Below are 24,369 nucleotides of genomic sequence, written 5' to 3' on the forward strand. Positions count from 1 at the left end.
TGGTCGGCGTTCTGACGCAGAAACGCAGCGGGCAGGACGCTCCGTGGGCCGCGTTGCGTGAGGAGCAGGCGAGGGTGACCGTTGAGGTGGTCTCGGTGGTGGTTCCGGACGGTGCTCCTGCCTCGACCGCCGCCTCCGCGCTGGTGCGCGTCGCCTACCGCCTCACCCTCACACCCGGCTCCGGTTCCCCGCGACGGAGCAGTGAGCAACTCGCCCTGCGGCTGGAGCACACCCGCGACGGCTGGCGGGTCACCGCCCTGCCCTGGGCCTGAAGCGATGAAGAAGATCGTAGGCGCGTGCGTCGCGCTGTTCGTGGGCCTGGCGGTGGGCGGTGTCGGGCTGTTGATGATGTTCAGCGTCTCGGGCAGCGCGTCCGCGGCGGAGACTGGTCCCGGCGGGGGGCTGAAGGCGGATGCCCCTGTTCCCGCCTGGGTCCGGGCCGTCATCCACAAGCACGCCGGCCAGTGCCCGCAGGTGACGGAATCGCTGCTCGCCGCTCAGCTCTTCAGCGAGAGCGGGTTCAACCCCCGGGCCAAGTCGCCGGTCGGAGCCTTGGGCATCGCGCAGTTCATGCCCGGGACCTGGGCCCAGTACGGCCAGGACGGCAACAAGGACGGCAAGAAGGATGTCTTCGACCCGGAAGATGCGATCGCCGCACAGGCGTATTACGACTGTGTCCTTGCCGATGAGGTCAAGAAGGTTCCCGGGGACAGCACGGACAACATGCTCGCCGCGTACAACGCGGGCGGAGGCGCCGTACTCAAGTACGGCGGTGTGCCGCCCTATGCGGAGACGCGCGGCTACGTGAAGGCGATCCGTGACCTCGCCGAGAAGTGGGCTGCGGCCGTGGGCCCGAACCCGCTGCCCGCAGGCAAGGGGGCCGCGCGCGCCATCGCCGCTGCCAAGACGGCTCTGGGTACGTGGTACCGGTGGGGCGGCAACTGTGTATCGCCCTTTACGGGTCAAGGCGGCTGTGACTGCTCGTCGCTGATGAAGATGGCGTGGGGCAGTGCCGGCGTGAATCTTCCGCGCGTCACCTATGACCAGGTCCATATAGGCACCGAGGTCAAGAGCGTGTCCCAACTCCAGCCTGGCGACTTGCTGTTCTCCGTCGGATCGGCCGCTCACCCCGAGCACGTCGGGATGTACATCGGCGGATCGCAGGTCATCGACGCTCCGCGCACTGGAGCCCAGGTACGCATCAAGCCCCTCAGCTACTGGACGCCTCAGATCCTCGCCATGCGCCATATCGGCTAATTCAACCACTCACACCCATTTGCCTCTTTCTGTGCGATCAAAGGAATCACCATGCACCACCTTCTCGTGTCCGCTTCCGACCCGGCCCTGCACCAGCACCTCACGACGCTGGCGGCCGGCGTGGATGTCGTTTCCGGAGTGAAGCCGGACTGGGGGCCTTTCGGGAAGCTCGGCTCGACGGCCAAGGTCCTGCTCGGCGTGCTGGCCGCATGCGCTCTGGTCGCCGGGGCGGGCGCTTTCTTCATGGGGTTGGCCAAGTCGCGAGGCCGGCTCGGTGAGGGCCACTCGGCCATGTCGAGCGCAGAGGGCAAGGGCCTTATGGTCGGAGGGGCACTGGTCTTCTTCCTCGTCGCTTCCTTCGGCACGCTCGTCACGGTCGTCTACAGCATGGGTGTGTGACCCATGCCTCCGCACACCCGTCCCGAGCGGAGGCCCGCCTCCGTTCCGCATGACGACTTCACAAAGAAGCGCTCCAGTGCAAAGGGCTGGGGAATCGCCGCGGGCGCGGTGGCCGTCTTCACCGCGCTCGGCATCGCTGTCAGCCTCTCCACGGGCGGCGAGACCGGCCCCGCTCCGGTGTCGGCACCGTCCGCGGGGCAGAAGCCGAAGAAGGACGTGGCCGCCGCGCAGGTCCTCGACGGAGTCCCGATCGGCTATCCGCGCACCGCGGCCGGCGCGAAAGCTGCCGCCGCCAACTTCGCCACCGTGCGAGGGAGCACCGGCTTCCTGACGGATGCCTCCTCGCGTCGCCGTGCCCTCGCGGTCATGAACGCGCAGACCGCGGACCGTTCCGCCACCGCTGAAGCGGACAAGGCGGCGGGCCGTGCAGCCACGGAGCTGCGCGGCGACGCCAAGAAGCTGGATCCGCAGCAGGCGATCAGTCGCACGGGAGTGCTGTCGTCCCGTGTGCTCGCCTTCGATATCCACAAGTCGGCAATTCGCTTGTGGACAACGACGGTGCGGGGAAGTGCCGCTGGTCACGCCCCACCCAAGGGTGGTTTCCAGTCGGTCACCGTCAACCTTCTGTGGGAAAAGGGTGATTGGAAGGTGGCTTCGCTGTCGTCGGGTAGCGGGCTCGTGGCTCCTCTCTCCACCCAGCAGGCCACCAATGCGGCTTCGGACTTCTCCGAGTATGCGCCCGGCCAGGCCGCTGATCCTGTCCTGAGGGGTACCGATGAAGGCGGTCTGCCCGGCCCGTATGCCCGTGGTAGCGGGGGCGCTCGTGCTGCGGCCGCCAATGCTGTCGTGCTCTACGGTGACCCGCGGTTCTTCACCGATGCCGCTTGGCGCCACCGCATGCTCGTCGTCACGACTGCGCCGTCCGTCCGCGCGGCGGTTATCGAGGACGCGGACTCCACCGCGCAGCTGGTCGCTGACAACCGTCAGCTCGGCGATGACGGAAAGACCGCGGACGGCGGGCAGCTCGTCACACGGACCGCCGTCCTGGCGACGCGGTCCCTGTCCGGCTCGGACCAGGCTGCCAGCGTCGAACTGTGGACGGTTTCGGTCGGCGGTATCGCCGGCGCGGAGGAGTCCGAGCGCCCGCGGGTGGCCTTTCAGCGGATGAACGTCGACCTCGTCTGGGTCGACGGCACATGGAAGACCACTGCGGTCACTCAGGGTGAGCCGCTGGTTCCCTCGCCTCCGGCCGCAGAACAGGCAGCACCGGCCAGCCGTTTCGCCGACGTGGGGGGTGTCGCTGATGCGTCTGCGCTTGCGTGACGACGCCCCCGGTCTGCTGGTGGTGGAGCGAACTCCCTCGCGCGGCACCCTTGGCCGGCGACTGCACACCCTCGTGTGGGTCAACGTCGCCGTCGGCTTCGTCTTCGTCCCGTCGGCGGTGGCCAACCCCTTCTGCGCCATTCCGTTCGTCTGCGAGGCTAAGGCGGCGATCGACTTCGTCAGCGATCCTCTGGGCTTCCTGCTCCAGAAGCTGACCGAGGCGAACATCTGGTTCCTGCGCAAGATGCTGGAGCTGATCCAGGACTCGACCAAGGTCGATCTGACGAGTCCCGGCTTCCTCAAGCAGTACGCGATGATCTTCGCGGCCTCGTCGTTGTTCACCGCGGCCCTGTGGCTGGTCGCCGTCGCGAAGCGGGCCGTCCGCGGCGTTTCCCTGGGCACCGCTGTGTCCGAAGCGGTGGGCTTCCTCGTTCTCCAGTTCGTTGTCAACGCCATCACTCCCGGCGCCATCGCTCTGCTCATGCGGGCGATTGACGAGGTCACAGCGGTCTTCGAACCGTACGCGACGGCGAACTTCACGCCTTTCCTCGCCAACTTGCTCAAGATCTTGGCCTTGAACCCCCGTGACGGCCTCGGTCAGCTCATCACGGTCAACCTGGTCATGCTGGCCGGGGCTTTGCTCATGTGGATCGAGCTGCTCATCCGCGGTGCCGCCATCTACGTCGGTGTCGCACTCGGACCGCTGGTCAACGCAGGCTTGGTCGACCGGGACCTGTGGGGCAAGAGTAAGAAGTGGATCGGTGCCCTCCTCGCCTTGGGACTGTCGAAACCGGTGCTCTTCGCACTTCTGGGGCTGGGCGGCGCGATTCTCAGCGACTCGACCGGCAGCATGAGCGATGCGGTCTCCAAGATCCTCGTGGGCTCGCTGATCCTGCTGCTGGCGGTCTTCGCATCCGCCACGCTCTACAAATGGGTGCCGTCCTTCGGCGATGAGATGGCTCAGCTCCATCACGACCGTAAGGCGGCCTCCTCCTCCGGCCCCGCTGCCGCGGTCGACGGTCCTGCCCAGCACGTGAACAGGGCGATGTCCACGCACATCCAGGACTCGCTGGTGGGGGGCGGCAAGTCGGCCGGGGCCAAGCACAGCGCGCAGGCAACGGGCGGCAAGGCGGCCAACTCCGCGACGGTGGGCGGCGGTCAGGCGGGTACGGCCAGCGCCAAGGCCGCGGCCGGCTCGGGCGCCAGCGGCGGCGCTGCTGCTGCCGGACCGGTGGGTGCTGCTGCGGCGGCAGTCAAGGCCGGTGTGAACGTTGCGAAGAACAAGGCGGCCAGCTCGCCAGGGGCCCAGGGGCCGGATGCGGCGTCCAGCGGTGGTGCGAGTACCGGGCAGCAGAGCAGCCGGGCCGCCTCCAGTGCTCCGGCCTCAGCACGTCCGCAAGGAACGCCGTCTGGTTCGGTCGTCGGACCCAGCTCGGAGACAGCTGCGGGGCCACCGGCCACCAGCCCGCCGCCTCCCCGTCCTGCGGCTCCTCCCGCCAGCTCCGGCACTACGTCCGGTGCTGGTCCCTCCACCATCCCGATGCCCACGAAGCCGTCCGGCCCGGCGGCTTCACACAAGCCCGCCACCGGCAAGGACCAGTGATCAAATGTCTGCTCGTACGTACCAGTTTGGAAAGCACCGCCCTACGGGCCTCGTCGGACGCCGGGACCTGGGTGAACAAGTCGTGCTCGGCTGCGGCGCCGTGGCGGGGCTCGTGTGCGGCTATGCGCTTTCCGCTGTTCCCGTGCTGGCCGGGCTCGGCCTGGTCACGCCCCTCGTGCTCGCGCTGCTCGTCGTCTACGCGCCGTACCGGCCCAAGGGCACCGCTCAGCGGCGGACCCTGTACCGCTGGTGGCGGATCAAGCGGTACCACCGTCAGGCTCTACAGAGGACTGGCGGCGTGTGGGTCTCTCCCGCCATCGAGGCCGGAGTCCGGCCGGATGGCACTGCACCGGACGCCGCGCTCGCCGAGCCCGAAGGCATCGCCGGAATGACCTGGCTGCCGGTGACGGTACGGGGGCAGGAGGCCACTGTGGTGCTTCAGCCTGCATCCCGGTGCGTCACCGCCACGCTGGAGGTCGCCTCCCCGGGCCTCGGTGGCAAGGAGATTAGCGAGCAGGAAGTGGCCCTGGAGCGGTGGGGCGGGCTGCTCGATGCCTTCGGCAACACGGAGGAGCACCCGGTCAAGCGCATTCAGGTGCTCGCCCGCCAGCTCAAGAGCGACCCCAGCGCGCATCAGCGGTTCATCGCCCAACGTGACGAATCCGCCGCCACCGCCAACGCCCCCCAGTGGCTCAAGGACTCCTACGACACGTTGGCCAACGCCGTGTCGACCTCTGCCGAGGAACACCGGTACTACATCACCGCACACGCGAAGTTCAGTCATGACTTTGCCGCTGACGCGTCGGCCCGCGGTGCCGGCGACGAGGGCGTTGCCGCCGCGATGGGCTCCTACATGGAAGAACTGTGGGAACGGTGTGAGGACGCCGACCTCTCCGTGATCGCCCCCCTTGACGAAAGCAGACTTACCGCCTTCATCCGTAACAGCTACGATCCCGACCACGCCATCTGGGACACCCATCTGCCCCGGGCGCACGCCTTTCCCAGGAACGTCGATGTCCGCGGGGGCGAACATGTGGCGACCCGCGCCGCCGGATCCACCAGCAGCTGGTACCACGCGACAGCCGCCGTGACGTCATGGCCCACCACGCCCGTGGGCCCCGACTTCCTCTCTCCCCTGCTCATCGGCATGCCCGACGTGATCCGCACTGTGGCGATCACCCAGAACCTGGAGCCCAACGACGCGGCTGTCGAGCGCATGCTGAGGGAGGACACCAACAACCAGGCGGAGATGCACCGCAACGCCACGCGCGGCAAGAACGTCGACCCGCGCGACCGCATCGCCTCCGACGCCACCAGCTCACGCGGCATGGCACTCGCCAGCTCCGGCGCGGCCGGTGCCGCGGTCGTCGGGTACATCAGCGTCTCCGCCCGGAGTGCGGACGAGCTGTCGCGGACCAAACGCACCACCGCCTCCCGCGCCCGAAGCGCCCATCTGCGCATCGAATGGCTCGATCTGGAGCACGCGAGGGCATTCGCCAACACCCTTCCGTTCGCCGGGGGCATCAAGTGACCAACCTTCTCGACCTCGCACCGCTGACACCGCTGCACGAATCCGTCCGACGCCCCCTCTACACGGAGACCACCACCAGCCAGGCCCTCTATCTGCCGATCGCGCCTCCCACTCTGGGTACAGCGGGCGCCGTCATCGGCCGGGAACTCTATTCCGGCAAAGCCTTCATCTACTGCCCCTTCTTCGCCTTCGGCGACGGGCTGCCCGGCGGCAACGCGATCTTCATGGGCGATACCGGACGGGGCAAAAGCGCACTGGCCAAGACCTACACCGCCCGGCAAATCCGGCTCGGCCGCAAAGTAGTGGTCCTCGACACAAAGGAGCAGAAGGAGCGGGAAGAAGGCGAATGGGCGGCCCTCGGACGCTCACTGACGGGGCACGCTCCCGTGAAGTTCGCACCCGGCGGCGGAACAACCTCCTCCTGTATCAATCCGATGGACCCGGCCATCGCAGGAAAGCGCCAAATCGAACTCCTCCGCACCATTGTCGAACTCGGCCTGGGAAAGCCTCTGGACGAATTCGCAGGATCCGCTTTGCGCATCGCCATCCGCCGAGCCCATCAACGCGCCGCCGAAGCCAGCCGCCCGCCGGTCCTAGCCGACGTCGCCGCGTGCCTGCGGGCACCGGACGAGGCAGATGCGAGGGCCAAGCAGCGCACCCGCCAAGAGCTGCTGGCTGACGGCCTGGAAGCGTCCTACGTTCTCGACCGGCTGTGCGGCAGTGACCAGGACTCGACCGGCGACCTGACCGGCATGCTGGACGGGCCCACCAGCCTGTCCATCGACCTGGACGCGGACATGGTGGTCTTCGACCTCACCAAAGTCCCCTCCGGCGGCGTCGCCATGACCATCCTCGTCGCGGTCATCTCGGTGTTCCTGGAGGAAGTCTGGCTGCGGCCCATGTGCGAGTGCGGCACCGAGCCCAGCCACCACGAGCGGGTAACCGTCGATTCCTCATCCGGTGCCTGGGAACTCGGCGCCAACCCGGAGGCCGACTGCCGTCGCTACACCCAGCGCAAACGCATCCTGGTGTGCGAGGAAGCCTGGCACATCCTCGGAACCCCCCAGCTCGCCGGCCTCTTGGAGAAATTCCTCAAATTCGCCAGAGGGTACGGCCTGTCGTGTCTCTTCATCGTCCATCACCTTTCCGACATTGACGACAGCCCGGAGACACAAGCCGCACTGAAGATGGCAGACACCGTCGTCGTGTACAGCATGAAGAAATCCGAAGCAGAAGATACGGCGAGAAGGCTGGGGCTTCCTGCATGGACAGCCGAGCACATCATGCGCCTCCGCAGGGGCGTCGCCCTATGGAAGGTAGGAGAGGTCATTTATCCGGGTGTCCAGCATCTCCTGACGGAAGCCGAACAGCATCTGTGCTTCTCCTCCGGATCGATGGCGGATCTGTCAACCGCATCTCCGGAGACGGGCTGAAAGCCGACAGCACTACACGTTCCTCAGCCGGACCTCAAGACCGCTCTCTGTATGAATGGGAGAAACCGTTGACACTCACTGCCCTAGACCGCAATCTGACCCGTCCGACGGCAGCAGAACAGACCCACGTGCGGACTGTTCGGGACGACATCGATTCCCTGCACGCTGAATTCCTCAGCGCTGCCCGCAACACTGCCCGCCTTGCCGAGCAACTCGACCTCAACGACTCCCACGCAGCCGGCGGCCACGCACGGGCCGCTGTGGGGCACATCTGGCGCGCGGCGGAAGAGCTTCACACAGCCTTTCACCACGCACCTCCGCGCGGCACGGGGCCTTTCGCACCACTCTCCCGCCTCTGCGCTCGCAGGATGCGTTACCTCGCCGCGCGCGCCGCGAAGAAAGCGTCCTGATGGATCTCCTGCCAAACGGGCTCTCCGTGGCCCTCTACGCCGTCACCGCCGTCTGCGGCATCGGGCTGCTGATCATGTGGATCTCATCAGCGCGAGCCCGCCGCAATGCTGGATTCACATCGAAAGGCCAGCTCAAGCGCCAACTGTCCGCCAAGGCAGCCCTCAGGGCCACGGAGATACGACCGTCGTTTACCGACGATGGCAAGCCCGGCAGCCCCGCAACTCCCGTGGAGCTGTCCAAGGGCTGATCGGCCTTGAAACTCCCGTTCCAGTCACCATTTCTCGCTCTCCATAGGAATATCGCCATGCGCCATTCTCCTTACGAATTTGGTTATGCCCTGGGCACCTCCAGCCGTCCTAAGGGCGTCGACCTGTGGTCACGAGCCGATAAGGCATGCAGAGTGATCGGTCCCATGGGCAGCGGAAAAACGTTGCGGTTCTTCGCCCCCCTCATCCGGCGGTGGCCGGGGCCGGTCGTCGCCACCTCCACCAAGCCGGACCTCGTGGAACTCACCCTCGATGCCCGGCGACACGGTGACTGCCCGGTCCTGGCATTCGACCCGCAGAACATCGCCCCCTCACTGCCAAGATTCCGGTGGTCACCGATCACCGGAGCGGCGGACACCGAGATCGCCATGATGCGGGCCAAGGCATTCGTCGCCGGCTCTCGCATCCCCGGCTCGGCGGGCCAGTCCAGCGAGGGCAGCGCCTTCTACAAAGGGCAGGCCGCCAAGGTCCTCGCAGCCTTCCTTCATGCGGCTGCCCTCGACGGAGCCGGCATCGACTGGGTGCTGAAGTGGGCCCGGAAGCTGACTGACCCTGCCCCGCTCGGCATCCTGAACGCCCACCCCGGAACCGGCCCCGGATGGGCAGACATGCTCCGCACGGCGAGTACCGGCGACAGCCGGACCGTGGGCAACACAGCCTCGACCCTCGACGCGGCACTTGAACCCCTCATGCATCAGTCGGTGATCGAAGCCCTCCGTGGAAACGGAGAAGACCCTACGGACTTCTGCGAGTTCCTCGACGCAGGCGGCACCCTCTACCTTCTGGGGAAGGATTCAGAGGTGAACTCCGTCGCTCCGCTGACCACGGCAGTGACGGAGGACCTGTTGGACATCGCGGAGGCACACGCCATCACCTCCCCCGCCGGGCGCCTCGACCCACCCCTCCTCGGCGCCCTGGACGAAGCACCAAACGTGGCCCCCATCCCCTCCTTGCGACAGCGCGTCGCCGACGGCCGCGGACGCGGCATCACCGTGATCTACGGCCTCCAGGGATGGGCATCAGCCCGCGCCCGTTTCGGCGAGGACACAGCCAATGAACTGGCCGCCTTCACCAACAACGTTGTCGTATTCGGCGGGGCGAAAGACCCCGCGTTCTTGAAGGACATGTCCGACCTGTGCGGCCAGGTCGAACGTGTCCGCACCACCAAGACCAACACCAGCGGCGAACGCGGAGGGCAGTCAACCGCGACGCACACGGCACTGGAACCAGTCCTTCGCAGCGACGAGATCAAGGGCCTAGCCGAAGGACACGCACTGGTCCTCGCGGACAACCTGCCCCCCGTCATCACCCGTCTCGACGGCATGTGGACCTGGGACTCCTGGCCCGAGATCGAAACCCAGGTCCGCGCACTCCGCACAGCGAACGAGACAGTGCGCGCTCAGCAGGCCGCTGCGAAGAAGAGCCAGGCGGACGCGCACGCCGCCGCATGGGCGAACCGCCGGACCGGGGCTGCCGTATGACCGTAAATCCCTTGGCTCGATTCGCGCCCTTCCCTGAGCCGCCCGCGCTGATCGCCGAGTACATCGCGGAAAGGAGTACGGAGGAGTCGGTAGTGGACGGCCCGTCACCGTGGGATATTGGCGCCCTGTCGGCCGAGCTGATCGCGCCATTGCCGGAATGGCTCGACGCTGTGTGCCGCTGGCTGAACTTTACCTACGCCTGGCAGCCCCAACACGTCATCCCGCCTTGCTGGCCCGAGCACGACCATCTCACCTACGAAATAGCGGCCTTCGCCTTTGCCCGCGCCGACGCCTACCAGGAGGCGGGCTCAGTGGTGCTCTGGCACGAGCAGTACGACCGCTTCCTGATCCGCATGAACAACGCGCTCGGCAAGACCGGAGACGAATGCCGCATCGGCCGCCACGACGCCCGGCCGGCACGCTTCCAACTGGACGCCTGGCCGGCGAGGGGCTCTGCGGATGCCGGTGATCCGGAAGCCGGCGCCCCCATCAAGGAGTTGATCTGATGAGCCCGCACCCTGGCGTCATCCAGCGTGATCACGCGGCCCAGATCCCGCGCCGGTTCATCTCCGGCGCCGGGGGATACCCCGACCACTGCCATGGAGGTACCCGTCGACGTAGTGTCCGTTCCGCGTGAGACACCCTGGGCTGCGGAGAACTGCCGTCTGGCGCAGTTATCTGGCTGTGTAGCGGGCGGTGTTGTCCAGGCGGGTGGTGAAACGGCCGCCTGCCTGGTCGCGGGTGAGCAGGAGGAGGGGTTCGGCGGCGGTGAGGTCGGGGGTGTCGGTGATGCCGCCGATCTTGCGGGTGGCGGTGACGGTGATGAGGTCGCCGCCGGGGGCGAGGGCGTCGAGGTAAGCGGTGTTGCGTCGGCCACGTTCGCCGTTGAGGAGGCATTTGGCGGCGCCGAGAACTCCGAGGGTGAGGCAGCCGCCGAGGAGGACCACGGTGGTGCCCTGGTCGAGGGTGAGGCGGGTGATGACGGTCAGGTCGGCAAGGAGTTCGCCCTCGGGCGCCCAGCTCGGGGCCAGGCGGACGTCGCCGTGGTCGGGGAAGGTGATGGACGGGTCCGGAGGCGGGGTGAGGCGGTAGGGCAGGTGGGGGCCGACCTCGGCGTAGGCGATGTTGCGGTCGGGGGCGCCGAGGACGATCAGGCAGTCGGGTTCGGCGTTGTAGTACTCGCTGGGGTGGAAGTCGCGGATGGTGGCGGCCGGGAAGCCCTGGGCTAGGTGGACGCGGACGTAAAGCAGGGCGTCGAGGTCGGCGAAGCCCGCGTAGCGGGCGTACAGCGGGTCGCTGGGCCGCGCTCGCGTCCGGTCCGCAGTGGAGAGGGCGGAACAGATCACGTCCACGCGCGAGGTAGCGGTGATGCCGAAGAACTGGCCCGTCCCGTCGTCTGTGGCCGTCCCCGCGGTGGTGGTGGGGGCGTCGCTGCCCGGCGGGAGTGGTTCGGTGACGTAACTGCCGTCGGAGATGAGCAGGGCGAGGGTGTCCAGTGCCTGTCCAGCGTGGCGGTGCACGGTCTTGGTGGAGCAGCCCAGCACGCGGGCGAGGGATTCCTGTCGCTCGGTCAGGCTCGGCCAGGAGTGCTCGCCCAGCAGGTTGAAGTCGGCTGCGGCGTAGTGGCGCTCGTGCGGGGTGAGCGCGTCGATGGCTCTGCGCAGGGCTGCCACCAGGCGTGTGGTCTCGCTCGCTGCGTGGGACAGCGGCGGGGTGCGGGCGAGCAGCAGTGCGCGGAGCTGGACGCTGAGCGCGGTGACTGCCCCGGGGTGGCCGAGGGCGGGGCCTTGGCGCAGTCGCAGCAGCTCGGCGCGTACGTGCTGGGGGGAGAGCCGGGGAGCGGGGACAGGCATGTGTCCAAGGGTTGTCCAACGGGTGGTATCTGTCCGGGATTTGGGGCGGCTGGCGGGATGTCGTCCCAGCGGGGGCCGGGGGGATGGTGGGGGCTCGATTCTCACCGCTGGAGGTGAATATGCACGCCGCTGTCCTACCGGCCCCGACCTGGGGGCCGCAGCCCCCGCCCCCTCCTCCTCCGCCGCCTCCGCCCCCGCCGATCCCGGTGCCGCCTCCGCCGGGCGGCGGCGGCTGAAAACCGCCTGTTGAGGTTCCTGACCTACTGCCCCCGTGCCGGAGGACGTGCGCCCCGGCACGGGGGCACCTCGTTCCCACCACCCTGCACATCGCTGAAGAAGGAGATGGCCGTGGACGCAACGCCGGCGAGCACGCTGGTACTCAACCCCGATGAGCTTGGCCCCGACCCGACGCCGGGCATGGACCTGGCGGTGACGCTGGGTATCGGGCATCTGGAGATCCGCTCGGCTGAGGGCGCCAACGCGGTGACGCTGCCCGTCGACCGGCTGCGGCACATCCGCGCCCTGGCCGAGGAGCGCGGCCTGACTGTGGCGGCGCTGGCCTCGCCGCTGTGGAAGTGGTGCCGGCCCGAGGTCACACCCGGCAAGGTCGACAGCTTCGGCTTCCCCACCCAGGTGCCGGCCGAGGACCGGGAACGCTGGGTGGACCGTGCGCTCGCCGCCGCCGACATCCTGGGCACCGGCCGCGTCCGCGTCTTCTCCCACCTGTCCGTGGGCGAGCAGACGGAGACGTTCGTGGACGACCCGCTGCTGACGTACGCCCTCAAGGCCGCGGAGCGGGCCGGGGTGCGGCTGCTGCTGGAGAACGAGCCCGTGTGCACGGTCGCCGAGCCGGGACCGCTCCTGGAGGTGCTCCGTGAGCACACCGGCCTGGGGCTGTGGCTCGACCTGGGAAACCTGTACGAAGTCGGCCACGGCACGGCGGCAGCCGTCGAGGCCCTCGCCCCGTACGTCGAGTACGTCCACGTCAAGGACTACGTACCGCGCGACGACGGCATGAAGCAGTTCGTGGCCGCGGGCGCCGGCGACGTGCCGTACGCGGACCTGCTTCCCGTCCTGCACCGGGTGCGGCCGGCGCTGCCGTACGCGCTGGAGACGCACGTGCGCGAGACTCCGGGCGACGCGCTGACGCGCGGCGCGACGTTCCTGCGCCGTGCGGTGCCGGGCGGTCTGGCGTGAGGCGGGTCCTGCTCATCGGCTCGGGAGAGGTCGGAGCCAAGCACGCCGAGGCCCTGACCCGCACCGAAGGGGTGGCCCTGGTGGGCGTCGCCGACCCCGCTCCGGTCGTTGCCCCGCCGACCGGGGTGCCGCTGCTCGCCTGGTGGGAGACAGCGCTGGACAGGTTCGCGCCGGACGTGGTCGTGGTGGCCACGCCGCCCGGCACCGCCCTGGTGGCCGCCCGCGCCGCCGCGCTGCGCGGCGCGGCCGTCCTGGTGGAGAAGCCGGTCACGCTCGATCCCGCGGACCTGGCGCCGACACCGCTGGACCGGCGGATCTTCGTCGCCTTCCAGCCGCATTTCGCCCCCGGACTCGCCGGGCTGCTCGATAGGGCACCGGCGGTTCGCCGGGCCGCGGTGACGCTGGTGTGCCGCCGAGACCGCGCGTACTACCGAACCTGGCGCACCCGGTACGCCACCGCCGGGGGCGTTCTGCACCAGCAGGCGATTCACGGCATGGCCCTCGCCCTGCGCCTACTGTCCCCCTCCCACATCAGCTCCTGCACCGCCGAGGTGCACCGCGAACGGCGGTGGGCCGAATCCGAGGATCGCATCACCGCGACGGTGGTGTTCGAGGACGGCGCGGTCCTGATGGTGGACGCCCGGGTCGACAGCGTCGACCAGCCGCGGCGCCACGAGGTCACGCTGCACCTGGACGACGGACAGCAGGTGCACGTGCGCGGCCGGAACCTCGAAGCCGGGCTCGGCGATCCGCTGTCCGCGCCCGGCGACCTGGAGCTGCGCCGGGCCATGTACCGGGCCCTGCCCTCCGGTGACGCCGACCCGCGCCATCCGTCCCTGTTCCCGCTTGCTCAGCTCCGCCGCACCCTGGAGGTCATCGACCATGCCTACCGCACCGCACGCACCGTCTCTGAGGCCGGTACTGCCGCATGACCTCGGCGTCGAGGTTGTCGAGCGCAAGGGCGTCGGGCATCCGGACACCCTCGCCGACTCCATCGCCGAGCTGGCCTCGATCCGCTACAGCGAATACTGCCTGCGCGAGTTCGGCGCCATCCTGCACCACAACCTCGACAAGGTGGCCGTCCTCGGCGGCCGCGCCCGCTTCGGGGACGCCGACGGCACCTACGACCGCCCTGTACGCGTGATCTTCGGCGGCCGGATCTCCGCATCCTTCGCCGGCCGCACGATCCCCGTGCGCGAGATCCTCGAAGCCGCCGCCGCCGAGCAACTGCGCACCGCCCTGCCGGGGTTCGAGCACATCACCTGGCAGGCCCAGCACGAGACGACCGACTCCTCCAAGTTCGCGCACTGGTTCGCTCCCCGGAGCCTTGAGGACCTGCCGGAGCGCCCCACCGCGTTCTCGAACGACGCCGGGTTCCTCGTCGGCACAGCGCCGCGCACTACGGCCGAGGCCGTCGCGCTGCTCGCCGAAGCCTGGTTCCGGCAGCAGCCGTGGGCGGGCAGCGACATCAAGGCCCTGGTCATCCGCGACGGGCACGCGCTGAACGTCACCGTGTGCGTCCCGGCCGTGGCCGGACACCTGACCAGCAGCGCGGAGTTCGAGGACGCCGTCAGCGACGCCGCCCAGGAACTCACCACCCAGCTCCTGGAGCGTCTGCCCGGCCCGGTCAAGGTCGTGTGCAACACCCGCAACAGCCGCACGGGCCCGCTGTCGGGCCAGTACTTCACCGTCTCCGGATCGGCGATCGACTACGGCGAGGACGGGCTGGTCGGCCGGGGCAACGCACGTTCCGGGCTGATCGCCCCCGGCCAGCAGGCCGGCAACGAAGCCTTGTTCGGGAAGAATCCCGCCTACCATGTCGGCAAGGTCGGCGGATGGCTGGTTGACGAGGCGAGCCGCACAGTCGCCGAGAAGGCCGGCGGGCCGTGCCGCATCGCGGTGATGTGGCGCAACGGAAGCCGCTACCCCGAGCCCGCCTCGCTCGACATCACCGCCACACACCCCGACCCGGCGAACGCCGAGCTGGTGCGCGAGGTGCTGCACCGCACCGACTGGGTGCCCGACCTCGTGGACAACCAGCGCTACCTGCCCGCCGTTCTGCCTGTGCCCGAGCTGCTGGCCGAACTCGACCCGCCCACGCTGTCGTGAACCCGGCCGCCGTGGCGACCGGCCACCTCACCGCGGCCCTGGAGCTTCCTGCGGGGCTGGACACGGGCCCGGCCGTCACGGCGGCCAACCGGCTCCCCGGCGGATGGCACCTCTGCGCCCCGGGCCCCGAGAGCCGGGACTGCCCGGTCCTGGAGGTGGCCTACGCCGACGCGGAGCCGAAGGTCACTGTGGACGGGCAGACGATCCGCATGAGCCTCACCCGCGCCACCGCCCGGTCCGCGACGCTCGCCTACACGACGTACAACGCGCTGGAACGGGCCCGCCAGGAGCGACAGATGCTCACCCTCCACGCCAACGCCGCCGTCACACCGCGCGGACGCGGCGTCCTGCTGCTGGGCAACAAGGGCGCGGGCAAGACCAGCGTGACCCTGGCCCTCGGCGAACGGGGCTGGACCCACGCCGGTGACGACCTGACCGTCCTGGCCGAGCACGAGGACGAGCTGCTGATCCTGCCGGGCAAGGCGACGGCGGCCGTCCGCCCGCAGGACCCGCAGCTGTGGCAGGCCCCCAAGCCCGTCGTCAACCTCACCCCCTTCCTCCGCGCCCCCGTTCCTCTGGCCGGGGTCATCCGACTCACCGTCCACCCCGCCGTTCCCCGCCCGCTGCTGGTGCCGGCCACACCGTTCTCCGCAAACGAGCAACTCCGCCTCCACGAGGCTCTCGCCCGGTACATCAGCGGACTTCCCACCCCGCTGACCGGCCCCAACGGAACCCCGTACGGGCCGGTATGGCCGCTGGATACCCTCCCGCTCGCCCGCTGGCGGACCCACCTGATCGCCCAGCTCGCACAGCAGCCATACACCTACCTGTACGCGCCCGACCCGCAGACCGCCGCCGACCTCATCACCGAGGAGTACACGTGACACAGACGTCCGCCGCCGCGATCCTGCCCAGCCGGAACGAACCCGCCACCATCGCCGCCGTCACCGCCGCGGTGGACAGCGCGCTGGACGGTGCGCGGACGGTCATCGTGCACGCCGACTCCTCCGACGCCCCCGACACCGCCGCGCACTTCGCCGCCGCCCCCACGCGGGCCGGGAAGGTCGGGCTGACCGGGCTGGAGCGGGGCAAGGGCGCCCAGATCCTGACCGCGACCGGACGCCCGGAGATCGCCGGCGCCGAGGCGGTGCTGATCCTCGACACCGACACCCGCAACCCGGACCCGGCCGTCTACCGCGCGCTGCTGGACCGGATACACGATGGGGCTGCCCTGGCCATCGCCGACTACCCGCGCCACTGGGACGAGGCCAACCTCACCAACCATCTCGCCCGCCCGCTGATCGCCGCCACGACCGGGATCGACGTGCCCCAGCCGCTGGCCGGGGACCTCGCCCTCTCCCACGCTGCCCTGGACGCCGCGCTCCGCGCTGTCGCGGCTCTGCCCGCGGGGGTGTCGGCATGCGTGGACGGGTACGGCATCGACGCGCTCCTGCTGCTGACCGCCGCCGCGACCGGCCCCATCGCCTCCGTACGGATCGACGAGCCCAAACGGCACGCCGCTTCCTTCCCCCACCTCCCGGTCATCTTCCACCAGGCCGTCCCGGTCCTGCTGCACCTGACCGCCGCCTGGAGCCCGCCGCCCACACCGCCCCTTAGCGGACCCGCCGTCTACCGGGCCGCCGACCGCGTGCTCTCGCCTGACCGCTTTCAGGCCATGCTGACCACGCTGGACGGTCTTGCCCCGTCCCCGGACGGATACGATGACGGGCCCTGGCCGCTGCCCGTCGCAGACGCCTGGCGTGCCGTCAACTCCGGTACACCGGCCCTCGACGCAGCCCGCCGGTTGTGGCCGCACTATCTGCACCGCGTCCGCGACTGGCTCACCGCCGGGCAGCACGCCACCATCCGGCAGCGGGCCGATCAGCTCGCCGCAGCGCACGCCCGCCTGCACACCGCCGTCCTCACTCCCGCAGGAGCCTCGCGATGACCGCCGCCCCGACCTCTGGCTTCTCCGCCTTCGCCCTGGAGGAGCCGTTCCCCGAGCTCCAGCCCGGTGACGACCTGGCAGGCACCATCACCGACGTCCTGGCCCGCACCGGCGTCGAGTTGCAGGACGGCGACATCGTGGTGGTGGCCTCCAAGATCGTGTCCATCGCGGAGCAGCGGTACGTCGACCTGGCCAGCGTCACCCCCGGGCCCAAGGCCCTGGAGCTGTCCGCCAAGACGGGCAAGCCCGCCGAAATCGTGCAGTTGATCTTGGATTCCTCCAGCGAGCATTTCCTGGCCACGGAGAAGGGCCCCATCATCGCTACGCACCGACTGGGCTACCAGCTCACGTCCGCCGGAATCGACCGGGCAGGCACCGAGGGCGCCTGGCTGCTGCCAGTGGACCCGGACGCCTCCGCCCGCGCCCTGCGCGACGCCCTGATCACCTACACCGGCGCCGAGGTCGCGGTGGTCATCGCGGACTCCGACGGCCGCGCCGACCGGCGCGGAGCGACCGTCATCTCCATCGGCGCCGCCGGCGTGGCCCCCCTGCGGGTAACGGAGCACAGCGGCAAGCGGCAGGAAGAAACCTTCACCGACCTCATCGCCGCGGCGGCCGGGATCATTCTCGGGCAGCGCGGACGCGGCGCCCCGGTCGCCGTCCTGCGCGGCATCTCGTACGTGCCCAGCGACGAAGGCGTGGCGGCGATGCTCCACCACCGGCCGTGACCAAGCAACTCGCCGTCCTCGGCTCCCCGATCGGCCAAGCCCTCTCGCCGGTACTGCACCGCGCCGCCTACCAGGCCCTCGGCCTCGACTGGAGCTACCGTGCCATCGACCGCACCCCCGACCAGCTCGCGACCTTCCTCACCAGCCTGGACGACAGCTGGGCAGGGCTGTCGCTGACCATGCCGCTCAAACGCGCCGCCGTCCCCCTGCTCGACGAGGTCTCGCAGACGGTGACGGCGACCGGCACCGCCAACACCGTCACCGTCCGCGGCGGCCGGCTCCTGGGAGAGAACACCGACGTCGACGGCATGCTCCGGGCCCTCCTCGATGCCGGAATCACCCGGGTGGAATCCGCCTGCGTGCTCGGAGCGGGCGCGACCGCAGCCACCGCCCTCGCCGTCCTGCACACCCTCGGCTGCCGCCAGGTGACCGCCGTCGCCCGCAATCCCGCCCGCGCCGGCGAACTGGCGCACGCGGCCGAGCGCATCGGGATCGCCCTGCGCATCCAGCCGTGGCACCAGGCCGCCCGGCACCTTCACGCGGGCCTGGTCGTCTCCGCCCTCCCACCCGGCGCCGCCGACCCGCTCGCGCCACAGTGGCCAGCGGCGGGAAGCACGCTGCTCGACGTGGTCTACCAACCCTGGCCTACCCCGCTCGCCCAGGCCGCCCGCCGCGCAGGCGCCGCCGTCATCGGCGGCCTGCCCATGCTCGTGCACCAGGCCGCCCGGCAGGTCGAAATCCAAACCGGCCGCACCCCGGCGCCCTTGGCTGCGATGCGGAAAGCCGCCGAAGGCGCGCTCGACGACGTCACTCCGGGCGCGTAGGCGAGACTGGACGCGCCGGTCGGTGCGACGGTGGCCGGCCGATGCTGCTGCCGTCGGACCCCTCCGCGTCCGTCTCCGGGTCTGCCCCGCCCCATGGTCCGAAGGGGCCTTCACCCCCGGGGCCGGCGGCGCCGAGCATGACGCCGCCCTTGGTGCGGTGCGGCGGCAGGAGAATCACGAAGCCGACTCCCCGCGCTGCACACCGCCGCGTCGGCGCAAGGTCGTACCGGCGTAGGTCAGGAGCCGGTGCACGCCGCCGTAGGAGCGGCCGGTCTCCTCGGCCAGCGCCCGGATCGAGGTGCCGCCCCTCTCGTACTTCGCCTTCAAAACGGCGGCGACACGGTCGCGTTCGGGGCCCGGCATCAGATAGCGCTTGCGGGACATCGGAAGGTCCTCCCCCATTGAGGCTACGGCTCGTCGTCATGGTTTCCTGCGGCGGTCGCGGACGACCGCCCGCCGGACCAACCGTCACATCGCGACCGTCGGCGAGGAGTCCGGCTGGTCCGGCGTCTCTCACGTCAGTCAGTGAGAGGGGGCTTCGGTGATTGTTCCGGTTGGCTTCTTGGCGCCAACTGGTTCACCGAATTTTGAATAGGTGATGGTCGTCTGCTTGTCCTGGTCCACGGCGCGCTTGATGAGATTCGGCTTTCCCGTCGTGGCGATGGAGTATGTGGCTGTTCCACCACTGCCGCTGCTGGTGACTTGAATGACCGGCACTCCGTCGATGGAGGCGACGGAGCCCTTCTTCATGTAACTGTCGCCCTGGTCTGGTGCGGTGAGTTTGTTGCGTTGACAGTGGGAGAGGGTGATTTTCAGCAGTGGAGTGTTGGGAGTGCCGTGTAGCCATTCATCGGCAGGGATTTTTTCCCCTTCCTGATTGAACATTTCGCTGAGTCGTTTGTCGAGTTTTGCCCATACGTCATTGTCTTTTTGGATGAGTTCGAAAGCTCCGTTGATAACTCCGTCCCCGTCTTTCAGCAGATGGACTTTGCCTACACACTCGGTCGCTGAGACCCTGATATCCGACTCGGTCTCGGTGCTCTTGGACTGCATTCGGAAAGAGCCCGAGGCGGCATTCGCTTTCGTGCCCGCCTCATAGATTTCCCGGGCGGAGCGAGAGCTGATGCCGTTCGGCCGGGTGTCGCTGGTGCTCCGTGGCGGTTTGCTGCCGTCGGCCGCGGTCCGGCCGGTGTCCGGCCCGCAGGCGGTCAGCGGCGCGAGCGCCACTGCACAGACGAGTGCTGCGAGGGCAGGTGACTTTTTCATGGCTTCCTTTGGTCGGGTATCGGGGTGTGCGCGGTGATGTAGAGGCCGGGGCCGTGGCGTCCGTGCTCGTCGTGCCGCAGGACTCCCTCGGCTATCAGCCGGCGGCACGCTCGCTGCACCTGCGCACCGGTGAGGCTGTGCTCCGTGCCCAGCAGTCCGATGGGCACGGGCTGGCCGCTGGTGTAGCGGCCGGAGTTGATGCGCTCACGCACCGTCTTCTCCAGCGCTGCGTCGCGGGGGTTGAGCTCACCGGGGTGGAGGACCCACGAGAAGGAATGGGTGCGGGCGATGACGCCCTCGGCGTCCAGCTGACGCAGCGCCCTGAGGGCATAGTGATACGGGAGATTCAGCCCGGCGGCGATCTCGTGCGTCGGAGGGAGACGTTCGCCGGGTGAGTACTGGTCCTGGATGTGCTGCCGGACAGCGACCAGTGCCCTGGCCAGGGCTGCCTTCGACTCCGATTTGCGTAAGGATGTCATCGGCTGTCCCGGGTATCTGGTGTGGTGATGTGCGGTGGTCGGTCGGCTTCAGGCGGGCGGCGGACGGCAGCGCCGTTCGACACGGCGGGCACCGCGCGGCCGTGCCCTCACATCAGCCTGCGCAGCGACTGGGCGAGCTGAAAGGCCGTCGGGCGCTGTACCGCGTCCGCGGTGAGCACCTCGCGCAGCAGTTCCGTGAGCTGGGGCCAGACGCTCGTCGTGCTGATCCTCAGCCGCCGGGCGGCGATCATGCGCCGCAGCACCGCCGCGGTGTGTGCGGTGGGGTCTATCGCCGCCGCCGCGTAGTTCACAGGCCAGTCACCAGTGGCGGACCACCACAGTGAGGCCGCAAGGGCGTAGACATCGCCCGACTTGGACGTGATCACCGGCCGCGTGGGAGATTCGGCCGCGGCCGCAACTTCGGGTGCTACGAGGTGCACCAGGCCGCCGGTGTAGGCGGAGGACGGGGCCAGTTCCGGAGCCCAGGCCCACGTGCAGCCGAGCAGCTGCACCGTGCGAGTGCCGGCCATGTGCACGCTGTGGTGCGGCTGGAGGTCCCCGTGCACCCAACCGTGCTGGTGCAGTCCGCCAACGGCCGTACACAGGTCCACGGCCGCGGTCAACGCCCGTTTGTAGTCGGCGACGTCGGGGTGCCCATCGCGTACGGCCTGGAAAGCGCTCCAGGTCGTCAGGCCCGTCAGCCAAGGCCGTACCAGCCACGCGGTGTAGTCGCTGGTGAGTCCCTGGGCGTCGCCGTATCCGGTTGCCGTGATGCCCGCGGACTGCATGTACGCCAGCACCGTGATCTCGCGCGCCACCACATCGGCGGCCTGACCGGCGCCGGCCTTCACCACGACCTGCTGGGTGCCCGGCCCCGATACGCGCCACTTGGCCGTACCGTGGCTGCCCCTCCTCATCAGCTGCCAGTTCGCCGGCGACCCCACGACCCGCTCAGCGGCCTGACGCGCCTCGTCCGGGCACTCGGCCCACAGGTCCGCCACGGCAGCCCCTTCCGTTGGTGCGTGCTGCATCTCGTTCTCCGTTGTCGTATGGGGTTGATGGCCCCACGGGCGGAGTTGCCTTGCTCGACCGCGGGCGCGGTCGGCCGCCTGGCTCCGGCCGTGGAACCGGTCATGGACCGTCCGATGCCGCCGGGCAGTGCGGCCCTGTCCCGCCACGGGGGCCTCGCAGGATGAGTGCGAAGTTTCGGCTGACCATCCGGTGGGTCACGTCGGCCCACCCGCAGCCCAGTGCGTCGATCTGCTGCTCGGTCATCCCGCAGTTGCGGAAACCGGCGGGCCTGCCGTCGGACGAGCGCGCGGTCAGTACGTACATCGCCCCGCCTGGCCGCAGCCAGCGCCGCGCGTAGGCCATGAACTTGGGCTGGTCGAGGTGTGCGAGGGAGCGGCGGGCCACGATGATGTCGAAGCCGGCGGGTGGGAGCCATGCGGGGGTCGCGTCGGCAGTCACGTCGGCCTGCTCGTAGCGCTCGTATCGGGTGCTCCCGTGGGCCGACCGACGGGCCTGGTCGATGGCGACGGCGGAGAAATCCACACCAGTAACGGTCAGCCCCCACCTGGCAAGCTGCCGAGAGAAGACGCCCGTGCCGCATCCTGCATCAAGAGCCGCCTGCCCCGGCCTGGGCCGAACGTGCCGATGGAAGCGGGCCGTCTCTGTCTGGCTGGCCGGGGGGAAGTTGTGGAGGCCGGTGTACCAGTTGTCCCAGTGCTCGGCGGCGTGCGTACGGGCGGTCATACGTCCTCGCTGTGACGGCCGCCGCGCATTGGCGGCGGACAGGTAACGATTCGGGAGTGGTGGCCGGCCGCCCTTTCCCGCTGGTAAGGGCGGCCGGGGCGCGCTGCTCGTGCCGTCTGACAGGGACGGCACGGTGGCGCCGCTCCTCCATCCGCGGGCCGGACCGTGCGACACCTCACGGTGGCCTCGGCGGGGACGGAGGAGCCCGTCTGAGGTCACCTCCCGACGCTGCGGGGTCGGCGCGCCGGGAGGTGACCGGTCAGGGGGCGGTGGGTTCAGATGCGGGCGGGTGTCGATGCCAGCGTCAGGGTGACGACGCTGACCGCGATGAGTACGACCAGGGCGATGACGGCCAGCCGGTCGCGCGTGGGCGGGTCCGGCTGGCGCCGATGCGTCGGCGGCCTTGTGTGATTCATACCGGCACGTCCATCTGATGCAGGAGCTGGACCGCGCAGATGACGAGGTGGTGGAGGTGTGCGGCCGGTTTCGTCCAGGTCTGGTCGTCCAGACAGTGACGGGCCCTGCTGATCGCCGTCGCGAAGAGGGACCACTCCTGGCTGCCGCGGTTGAGGCGGCCGGCGCGCTGCTCGGAGGCAGGCAGCACGTCAACACGCAGCGTCTCTTCGACCTTACGGATCAACGTCCGCGCCTCGTCCTCCCACATCTCGTGGCTGGCGACACGGGTCCAGGCCACACGCACAACGCGGGTCGCAGCAGCGAGATCGACGCTCACGCCGGCGGCGGCGCTCGGCAGTCCACTGGTACTGGTATTCACGCGGCGCTCTCCATATGGTCACGGGGATCTGGCATACGGGCGGGTTCCTCAGGCGGGAGATCGGGGCTGCCGGGCCGGCCGCCCCTGTGCGTGGGGTCGGGCCTGCCGGCGCGGGGAGCGCGTCATGGAGCGCCCTCTCCCATCAGGCCGAGCAGGTCGACGATTGTCAGGGCGAAGCGGACAGCGTGCCGGTAGGCGTGCTCAGGCTCGGGCCGTTCGGAGCGCAGGTCGAGCAAGTGCCGGATCTCGGCAGCCGGGTACGGCGTCACGAGGTACGGGATGGCCTGGACGAGCGGGGCCGTCACATCCCGAAGCCGCTGCGTGGTCTGCCCGATCTGGTCCGGGGTGGGGCGTGAGTACTCATCGAGCACGGCGTTCAAGGCGTTGTAGAGGTCGTCGCCGATCGTGTCGCGGACGAGGGAGCGGCGCAGTTGGGCGGCGGCAGGATCTGTGACGGCGGCCATCACGGCCTCCGTGCCGGGATCGCGAAGGCGCACCACGTCGTCAGCCCGTCGGGGCTGACGCCCCAGTCCTTCGTGAAGAATGCGATGAGCAGCAGCCCGCGGCCGGACTCGGCGGTGTCGTCTGCGGAGCGCAGCCGGGCCGGGGTGGGGCATCCGTCGGTGACCGCGATCCGCAGCTCGTGGGCCGAGCACGTCACCCTGAGCCCGACCGGATGCCCCTCCCCGTGCCGGATGGAATTCGTCACCAGTTCCGAAACGGCGAGCGTCGCGGTATCGACCAGGGCGGTCAGGTGCCACAGGCGCAGGTGGGCGGCGGTGATCTGCCGCATGTGCCGCACGCGGCAGGCAGCCGGCAAGAAGTGCACCTCGAAGGCGCGCACAGCGGCCCGTTCTGCTGCTGGGGCGCTCACCTCCGCCCCTCCTGAACCTCAGGAACGATCAGAGCGACGAACCCGAAATGATGTCCGAACCACTCCAGTTGCTGCCTGTACTCGTCGGCGTGCGGGCTGATGACACTGTGGGTGACCACCACGACCCCGTCGGCGTAGCCAGCCCGGATCTGCGCCCGCACCAGGCACCACCCCGGCCGTGCCAAGGGGGCGGCCGCGCCCTGGTGATCCGTGTAGGACTGCCCCACCCCGACCTGCCACGACTGACGCACCGCGAAAGCCGCAGCGGCATCCAGAGAGTGCCGCGGCTCCTGCCCACCGACAGAAAGCGCGTACAGGCACACCCGCGGCACCCGGCGCCGGACATGGAGCTGCGCGACGATCCGCTCCAGATGCCCGCGCCGAGCTGCCGCGAGAGGCACGTACGGATCGACCTCAACACGGGCCTTCTCCAGGAGAAACTCTGCCTCGAAGGCACGCTCCCGGTCCATCCAGTCCAGACCGCTAGGGGTGGTGCTCTGACGCATTGCCGGCCTCGGCTCGTCGGGGGTGAGGGGGACTTGCCGGCGCGGCCCGGTCTCCGAGGATTCCCTAAGATGGCCCTCGAAGAGGCTGGCACCGCACGCGACGTACGCGGAGGCGCCCCATGAGCCATCCCGGAAGACAGTTTCCGTAGCTTCATGATGGTTCGACGCCTGCCGCAATCGGTCGTACGAAAGCTTCAGCCGGAGCGCTGCCAGAGCCAATCGGACAGCGCAGAACACCTCCCCCGCACGGATGCGAACCGCGCTGCACAGGCAGCGCTCCGGCGCCGATGCAGGCAACCCACCCTTCCGGATGCGCTGCCGTGACCAGCTCAACTAGCCTGGCTCACATCG

29 protein-coding genes are annotated in these 24,369 nt (G+C 69.4%); 18 read left to right on the forward strand and 11 right to left on the reverse strand.

Going from position 1 to position 24,369, the window contains the following annotated elements:
• Positions 1 to 74 precede the first annotated feature (74 nt).
• The 11 genes from ACLJWH_RS20020 to ACLJWH_RS20070 all read left to right on the forward strand — a co-directional run bounded on the left by ACLJWH_RS20020 (position 75) and on the right by ACLJWH_RS20070 (position 10,210).
• Positions 75 to 272: a hypothetical protein gene (locus tag ACLJWH_RS20020; protein ID WP_411143086.1), complete on the forward strand. Its 198-nt coding sequence runs from the start codon at positions 75 to 77 to the stop codon at positions 270 to 272.
• 4 nt (positions 273 to 276) lie between these two features.
• The gene (locus tag ACLJWH_RS20025; RefSeq protein ID WP_411143087.1) at positions 277 to 1,257 is read left to right on the forward strand and encodes an NlpC/P60 family protein; all 981 of its coding nucleotides are present in this window, start codon (positions 277 to 279) and stop codon (positions 1,255 to 1,257) included.
• A 51-nt stretch (positions 1,258 to 1,308) separates the two neighbouring features.
• Positions 1,309 to 1,656, forward strand: coding sequence for a hypothetical protein (locus tag ACLJWH_RS20030; RefSeq protein ID WP_094795183.1), 348 nt, complete (start codon positions 1,309 to 1,311; stop codon positions 1,654 to 1,656).
• A 3-nt stretch (positions 1,657 to 1,659) separates the two neighbouring features.
• Positions 1,660 to 2,979, forward strand: a complete 1,320-nt coding sequence (locus ACLJWH_RS20035; RefSeq protein ID WP_411143088.1) for a hypothetical protein — start codon at positions 1,660 to 1,662, stop codon at positions 2,977 to 2,979.
• Entirely contained in the window at positions 2,960 to 4,582 is a 1,623-nt protein-coding gene (locus ACLJWH_RS20040; RefSeq protein ID WP_411143089.1) for a hypothetical protein, read from the forward strand. Before ACLJWH_RS20035 ends, ACLJWH_RS20040 begins: the two co-directional genes overlap by 20 nt.
• Before the next feature lie 4 nt (positions 4,583 to 4,586).
• Positions 4,587 to 6,113: an SCO6880 family protein gene (locus tag ACLJWH_RS20045; protein WP_411143090.1), complete on the forward strand. Its 1,527-nt coding sequence runs from the start codon at positions 4,587 to 4,589 to the stop codon at positions 6,111 to 6,113.
• On the forward strand, positions 6,110 to 7,546 hold the full coding sequence (locus ACLJWH_RS20050) for an ATP/GTP-binding protein (protein WP_411143091.1): 1,437 nt from the start codon (positions 6,110 to 6,112) through the stop codon (positions 7,544 to 7,546). Before ACLJWH_RS20045 ends, ACLJWH_RS20050 begins: the two co-directional genes overlap by 4 nt.
• Positions 7,489 to 7,956: a DUF6238 family protein gene (locus ACLJWH_RS20055; protein WP_411143092.1), complete on the forward strand. Its 468-nt coding sequence runs from the start codon at positions 7,489 to 7,491 to the stop codon at positions 7,954 to 7,956. The genes ACLJWH_RS20050 and ACLJWH_RS20055 overlap by 58 nt, the downstream gene beginning before the upstream one ends.
• Positions 7,956 to 8,204, forward strand: a complete 249-nt coding sequence (locus tag ACLJWH_RS20060) for a hypothetical protein (RefSeq protein ID WP_411143093.1) — start codon at positions 7,956 to 7,958, stop codon at positions 8,202 to 8,204. The genes ACLJWH_RS20055 and ACLJWH_RS20060 overlap by 1 nt, the downstream gene beginning before the upstream one ends.
• Positions 8,205 to 8,369: 165 nt before the next feature.
• Complete coding sequence (locus tag ACLJWH_RS20065) at positions 8,370 to 9,704, forward strand: type IV secretory system conjugative DNA transfer family protein (protein ID WP_411143094.1); 1,335 nt, start codon at positions 8,370 to 8,372, stop codon at positions 9,702 to 9,704.
• An 11-nt stretch (positions 9,705 to 9,715) separates the two neighbouring features.
• A complete protein-coding gene (locus tag ACLJWH_RS20070) occupies positions 9,716 to 10,210 on the forward strand; it encodes a hypothetical protein (protein WP_411143095.1) in 495 nt (164 codons plus the stop codon).
• Between the two features lie 168 nt (positions 10,211 to 10,378).
• Here the strand turns inward: ACLJWH_RS20070 and ACLJWH_RS20075 are convergent, their stop codons facing one another.
• Complete coding sequence (locus tag ACLJWH_RS20075) at positions 10,379 to 11,557, reverse strand: hypothetical protein (protein ID WP_411143096.1); 1,179 nt, start codon at positions 11,555 to 11,557, stop codon at positions 10,379 to 10,381.
• Between the two features lie 342 nt (positions 11,558 to 11,899).
• Here ACLJWH_RS20075 and ACLJWH_RS20080 point away from each other — a divergent pair, with 342 nt between their 5' ends.
• From ACLJWH_RS20080 to ACLJWH_RS20110, 7 genes are read left to right on the forward strand one after another with little or no spacing between them, the layout of a single operon-like run.
• Entirely contained in the window at positions 11,900 to 12,754 is an 855-nt protein-coding gene (locus tag ACLJWH_RS20080; protein ID WP_411143097.1) for a sugar phosphate isomerase/epimerase family protein, read from the forward strand.
• The gene (locus ACLJWH_RS20085) at positions 12,751 to 13,686 is read left to right on the forward strand and encodes a Gfo/Idh/MocA family protein (protein WP_411143098.1); all 936 of its coding nucleotides are present in this window, start codon (positions 12,751 to 12,753) and stop codon (positions 13,684 to 13,686) included. Before ACLJWH_RS20080 ends, ACLJWH_RS20085 begins: the two co-directional genes overlap by 4 nt.
• A complete protein-coding gene (locus tag ACLJWH_RS20090) occupies positions 13,637 to 14,863 on the forward strand; it encodes a methionine adenosyltransferase (RefSeq protein WP_411143099.1) in 1,227 nt (408 codons plus the stop codon). Before ACLJWH_RS20085 ends, ACLJWH_RS20090 begins: the two co-directional genes overlap by 50 nt.
• Positions 14,860 to 15,747, forward strand: a complete 888-nt coding sequence (locus tag ACLJWH_RS20095) for a hypothetical protein (RefSeq protein ID WP_411143100.1) — start codon at positions 14,860 to 14,862, stop codon at positions 15,745 to 15,747. Before ACLJWH_RS20090 ends, ACLJWH_RS20095 begins: the two co-directional genes overlap by 4 nt.
• Entirely contained in the window at positions 15,744 to 16,811 is a 1,068-nt protein-coding gene (locus ACLJWH_RS20100; RefSeq protein ID WP_411143101.1) for a hypothetical protein, read from the forward strand. The genes ACLJWH_RS20095 and ACLJWH_RS20100 overlap by 4 nt, the downstream gene beginning before the upstream one ends.
• On the forward strand, positions 16,808 to 17,539 hold the full coding sequence (locus ACLJWH_RS20105; RefSeq protein ID WP_411143102.1) for a coenzyme F420-0:L-glutamate ligase: 732 nt from the start codon (positions 16,808 to 16,810) through the stop codon (positions 17,537 to 17,539). The genes ACLJWH_RS20100 and ACLJWH_RS20105 overlap by 4 nt, the downstream gene beginning before the upstream one ends.
• Positions 17,536 to 18,363, forward strand: a complete 828-nt coding sequence (locus ACLJWH_RS20110) for a shikimate dehydrogenase (RefSeq protein ID WP_411143103.1) — start codon at positions 17,536 to 17,538, stop codon at positions 18,361 to 18,363. The genes ACLJWH_RS20105 and ACLJWH_RS20110 overlap by 4 nt, the downstream gene beginning before the upstream one ends.
• Positions 18,364 to 18,537: 174 nt before the next feature.
• Here the strand turns inward: ACLJWH_RS20110 and ACLJWH_RS20115 are convergent, their stop codons facing one another.
• The 10 genes from ACLJWH_RS20115 to ACLJWH_RS20160 all read right to left on the reverse strand — a co-directional run bounded on the left by ACLJWH_RS20115 (position 18,538) and on the right by ACLJWH_RS20160 (position 24,018).
• The gene (locus ACLJWH_RS20115) at positions 18,538 to 18,765 is read right to left on the reverse strand and encodes a helix-turn-helix domain-containing protein (RefSeq protein ID WP_411143104.1); all 228 of its coding nucleotides are present in this window, start codon (positions 18,763 to 18,765) and stop codon (positions 18,538 to 18,540) included.
• 120 nt (positions 18,766 to 18,885) lie between these two features.
• Complete coding sequence (locus ACLJWH_RS20120) at positions 18,886 to 19,629, reverse strand: hypothetical protein (RefSeq protein ID WP_411143105.1); 744 nt, start codon at positions 19,627 to 19,629, stop codon at positions 18,886 to 18,888.
• Positions 19,626 to 20,108: a hypothetical protein gene (locus tag ACLJWH_RS20125; RefSeq protein WP_411143106.1), complete on the reverse strand. Its 483-nt coding sequence runs from the start codon at positions 20,106 to 20,108 to the stop codon at positions 19,626 to 19,628. The genes ACLJWH_RS20120 and ACLJWH_RS20125 overlap by 4 nt, the downstream gene beginning before the upstream one ends.
• A 107-nt stretch (positions 20,109 to 20,215) precedes the next feature.
• Entirely contained in the window at positions 20,216 to 21,139 is a 924-nt protein-coding gene (locus ACLJWH_RS20130) for a hypothetical protein (RefSeq protein WP_411143107.1), read from the reverse strand.
• A 100-nt stretch (positions 21,140 to 21,239) separates the two neighbouring features.
• Positions 21,240 to 21,863, reverse strand: coding sequence for a class I SAM-dependent methyltransferase (locus tag ACLJWH_RS20135; RefSeq protein ID WP_411143108.1), 624 nt, complete (start codon positions 21,861 to 21,863; stop codon positions 21,240 to 21,242).
• 275 nt (positions 21,864 to 22,138) lie between these two features.
• A complete protein-coding gene (locus tag ACLJWH_RS20140; RefSeq protein WP_411143109.1) occupies positions 22,139 to 22,279 on the reverse strand; it encodes a hypothetical protein in 141 nt (46 codons plus the stop codon).
• Positions 22,276 to 22,638 (reverse strand): hypothetical protein, encoded by a 363-nt coding sequence (locus ACLJWH_RS20145; RefSeq protein WP_411143110.1) that lies wholly within the window; start codon positions 22,636 to 22,638, stop codon positions 22,276 to 22,278. Before ACLJWH_RS20145 ends, ACLJWH_RS20140 begins: the two co-directional genes overlap by 4 nt.
• A 122-nt stretch (positions 22,639 to 22,760) precedes the next feature.
• A complete protein-coding gene (locus tag ACLJWH_RS20150; protein ID WP_411143111.1) occupies positions 22,761 to 23,102 on the reverse strand; it encodes a DUF6415 family natural product biosynthesis protein in 342 nt (113 codons plus the stop codon).
• Positions 23,102 to 23,512: an ATP-binding protein gene (locus ACLJWH_RS20155; protein WP_411143112.1), complete on the reverse strand. Its 411-nt coding sequence runs from the start codon at positions 23,510 to 23,512 to the stop codon at positions 23,102 to 23,104. Before ACLJWH_RS20155 ends, ACLJWH_RS20150 begins: the two co-directional genes overlap by 1 nt.
• On the reverse strand, positions 23,509 to 24,018 hold the full coding sequence (locus ACLJWH_RS20160; RefSeq protein WP_411143113.1) for a hypothetical protein: 510 nt from the start codon (positions 24,016 to 24,018) through the stop codon (positions 23,509 to 23,511). The genes ACLJWH_RS20155 and ACLJWH_RS20160 overlap by 4 nt, the downstream gene beginning before the upstream one ends.
• Positions 24,019 to 24,369 lie beyond the last annotated feature (351 nt).

The organism is Streptomyces sp. x-80, assembly GCF_046549095.1.
GTDB lineage: Bacteria > Actinomycetota > Actinomycetes > Streptomycetales > Streptomycetaceae > Streptomyces > Streptomyces celluloflavus.

Bases quoted from the DNA above. Each gene is read 5' to 3' on its own strand.
- ACLJWH_RS20025 (WP_411143087.1), top strand. From the start codon at position 277: ATGAAGAAGATCGTAGGCGCGTGCGTCGCGCTGTTCGTGGGCCTGGCG.
- ACLJWH_RS20030 (WP_094795183.1), top strand. From the start codon at position 1,309: ATGCACCACCTTCTCGTGTCCGCTTCCGACCCGGCCCTGCACCAGCAC.
- ACLJWH_RS20035 (WP_411143088.1), top strand. From the start codon at position 1,660: ATGCCTCCGCACACCCGTCCCGAGCGGAGGCCCGCCTCCGTTCCGCAT.
- ACLJWH_RS20040 (WP_411143089.1), top strand. From the start codon at position 2,960: ATGCGTCTGCGCTTGCGTGACGACGCCCCCGGTCTGCTGGTGGTGGAG.
- ACLJWH_RS20045 (WP_411143090.1), top strand. From the start codon at position 4,587: ATGTCTGCTCGTACGTACCAGTTTGGAAAGCACCGCCCTACGGGCCTC.
- ACLJWH_RS20060 (WP_411143093.1), top strand. From the start codon at position 7,956: ATGGATCTCCTGCCAAACGGGCTCTCCGTGGCCCTCTACGCCGTCACC.
- ACLJWH_RS20065 (WP_411143094.1), top strand. From the start codon at position 8,370: ATGGGCAGCGGAAAAACGTTGCGGTTCTTCGCCCCCCTCATCCGGCGG.
- ACLJWH_RS20075 (WP_411143096.1), bottom strand. From the start codon at position 11,557: ATGCCTGTCCCCGCTCCCCGGCTCTCCCCCCAGCACGTACGCGCCGAG.
- ACLJWH_RS20080 (WP_411143097.1), top strand. From the start codon at position 11,900: ATGGCCGTGGACGCAACGCCGGCGAGCACGCTGGTACTCAACCCCGAT.
- ACLJWH_RS20090 (WP_411143099.1), top strand. From the start codon at position 13,637: ATGCCTACCGCACCGCACGCACCGTCTCTGAGGCCGGTACTGCCGCAT.
- ACLJWH_RS20105 (WP_411143102.1), top strand. From the start codon at position 16,808: ATGACCGCCGCCCCGACCTCTGGCTTCTCCGCCTTCGCCCTGGAGGAG.
- ACLJWH_RS20115 (WP_411143104.1), bottom strand. From the start codon at position 18,765: ATGGGGGAGGACCTTCCGATGTCCCGCAAGCGCTATCTGATGCCGGGC.
- ACLJWH_RS20120 (WP_411143105.1), bottom strand. From the start codon at position 19,629: ATGAAAAAGTCACCTGCCCTCGCAGCACTCGTCTGTGCAGTGGCGCTC.
- ACLJWH_RS20125 (WP_411143106.1), bottom strand. From the start codon at position 20,108: ATGACATCCTTACGCAAATCGGAGTCGAAGGCAGCCCTGGCCAGGGCA.
- ACLJWH_RS20130 (WP_411143107.1), bottom strand. From the start codon at position 21,139: ATGCAGCACGCACCAACGGAAGGGGCTGCCGTGGCGGACCTGTGGGCC.
- ACLJWH_RS20135 (WP_411143108.1), bottom strand. From the start codon at position 21,863: ATGACCGCCCGTACGCACGCCGCCGAGCACTGGGACAACTGGTACACC.
- ACLJWH_RS20140 (WP_411143109.1), bottom strand. From the start codon at position 22,279: ATGAATCACACAAGGCCGCCGACGCATCGGCGCCAGCCGGACCCGCCC.
- ACLJWH_RS20150 (WP_411143111.1), bottom strand. From the start codon at position 23,102: ATGGCCGCCGTCACAGATCCTGCCGCCGCCCAACTGCGCCGCTCCCTC.
- ACLJWH_RS20160 (WP_411143113.1), bottom strand. From the start codon at position 24,018: ATGCGTCAGAGCACCACCCCTAGCGGTCTGGACTGGATGGACCGGGAG.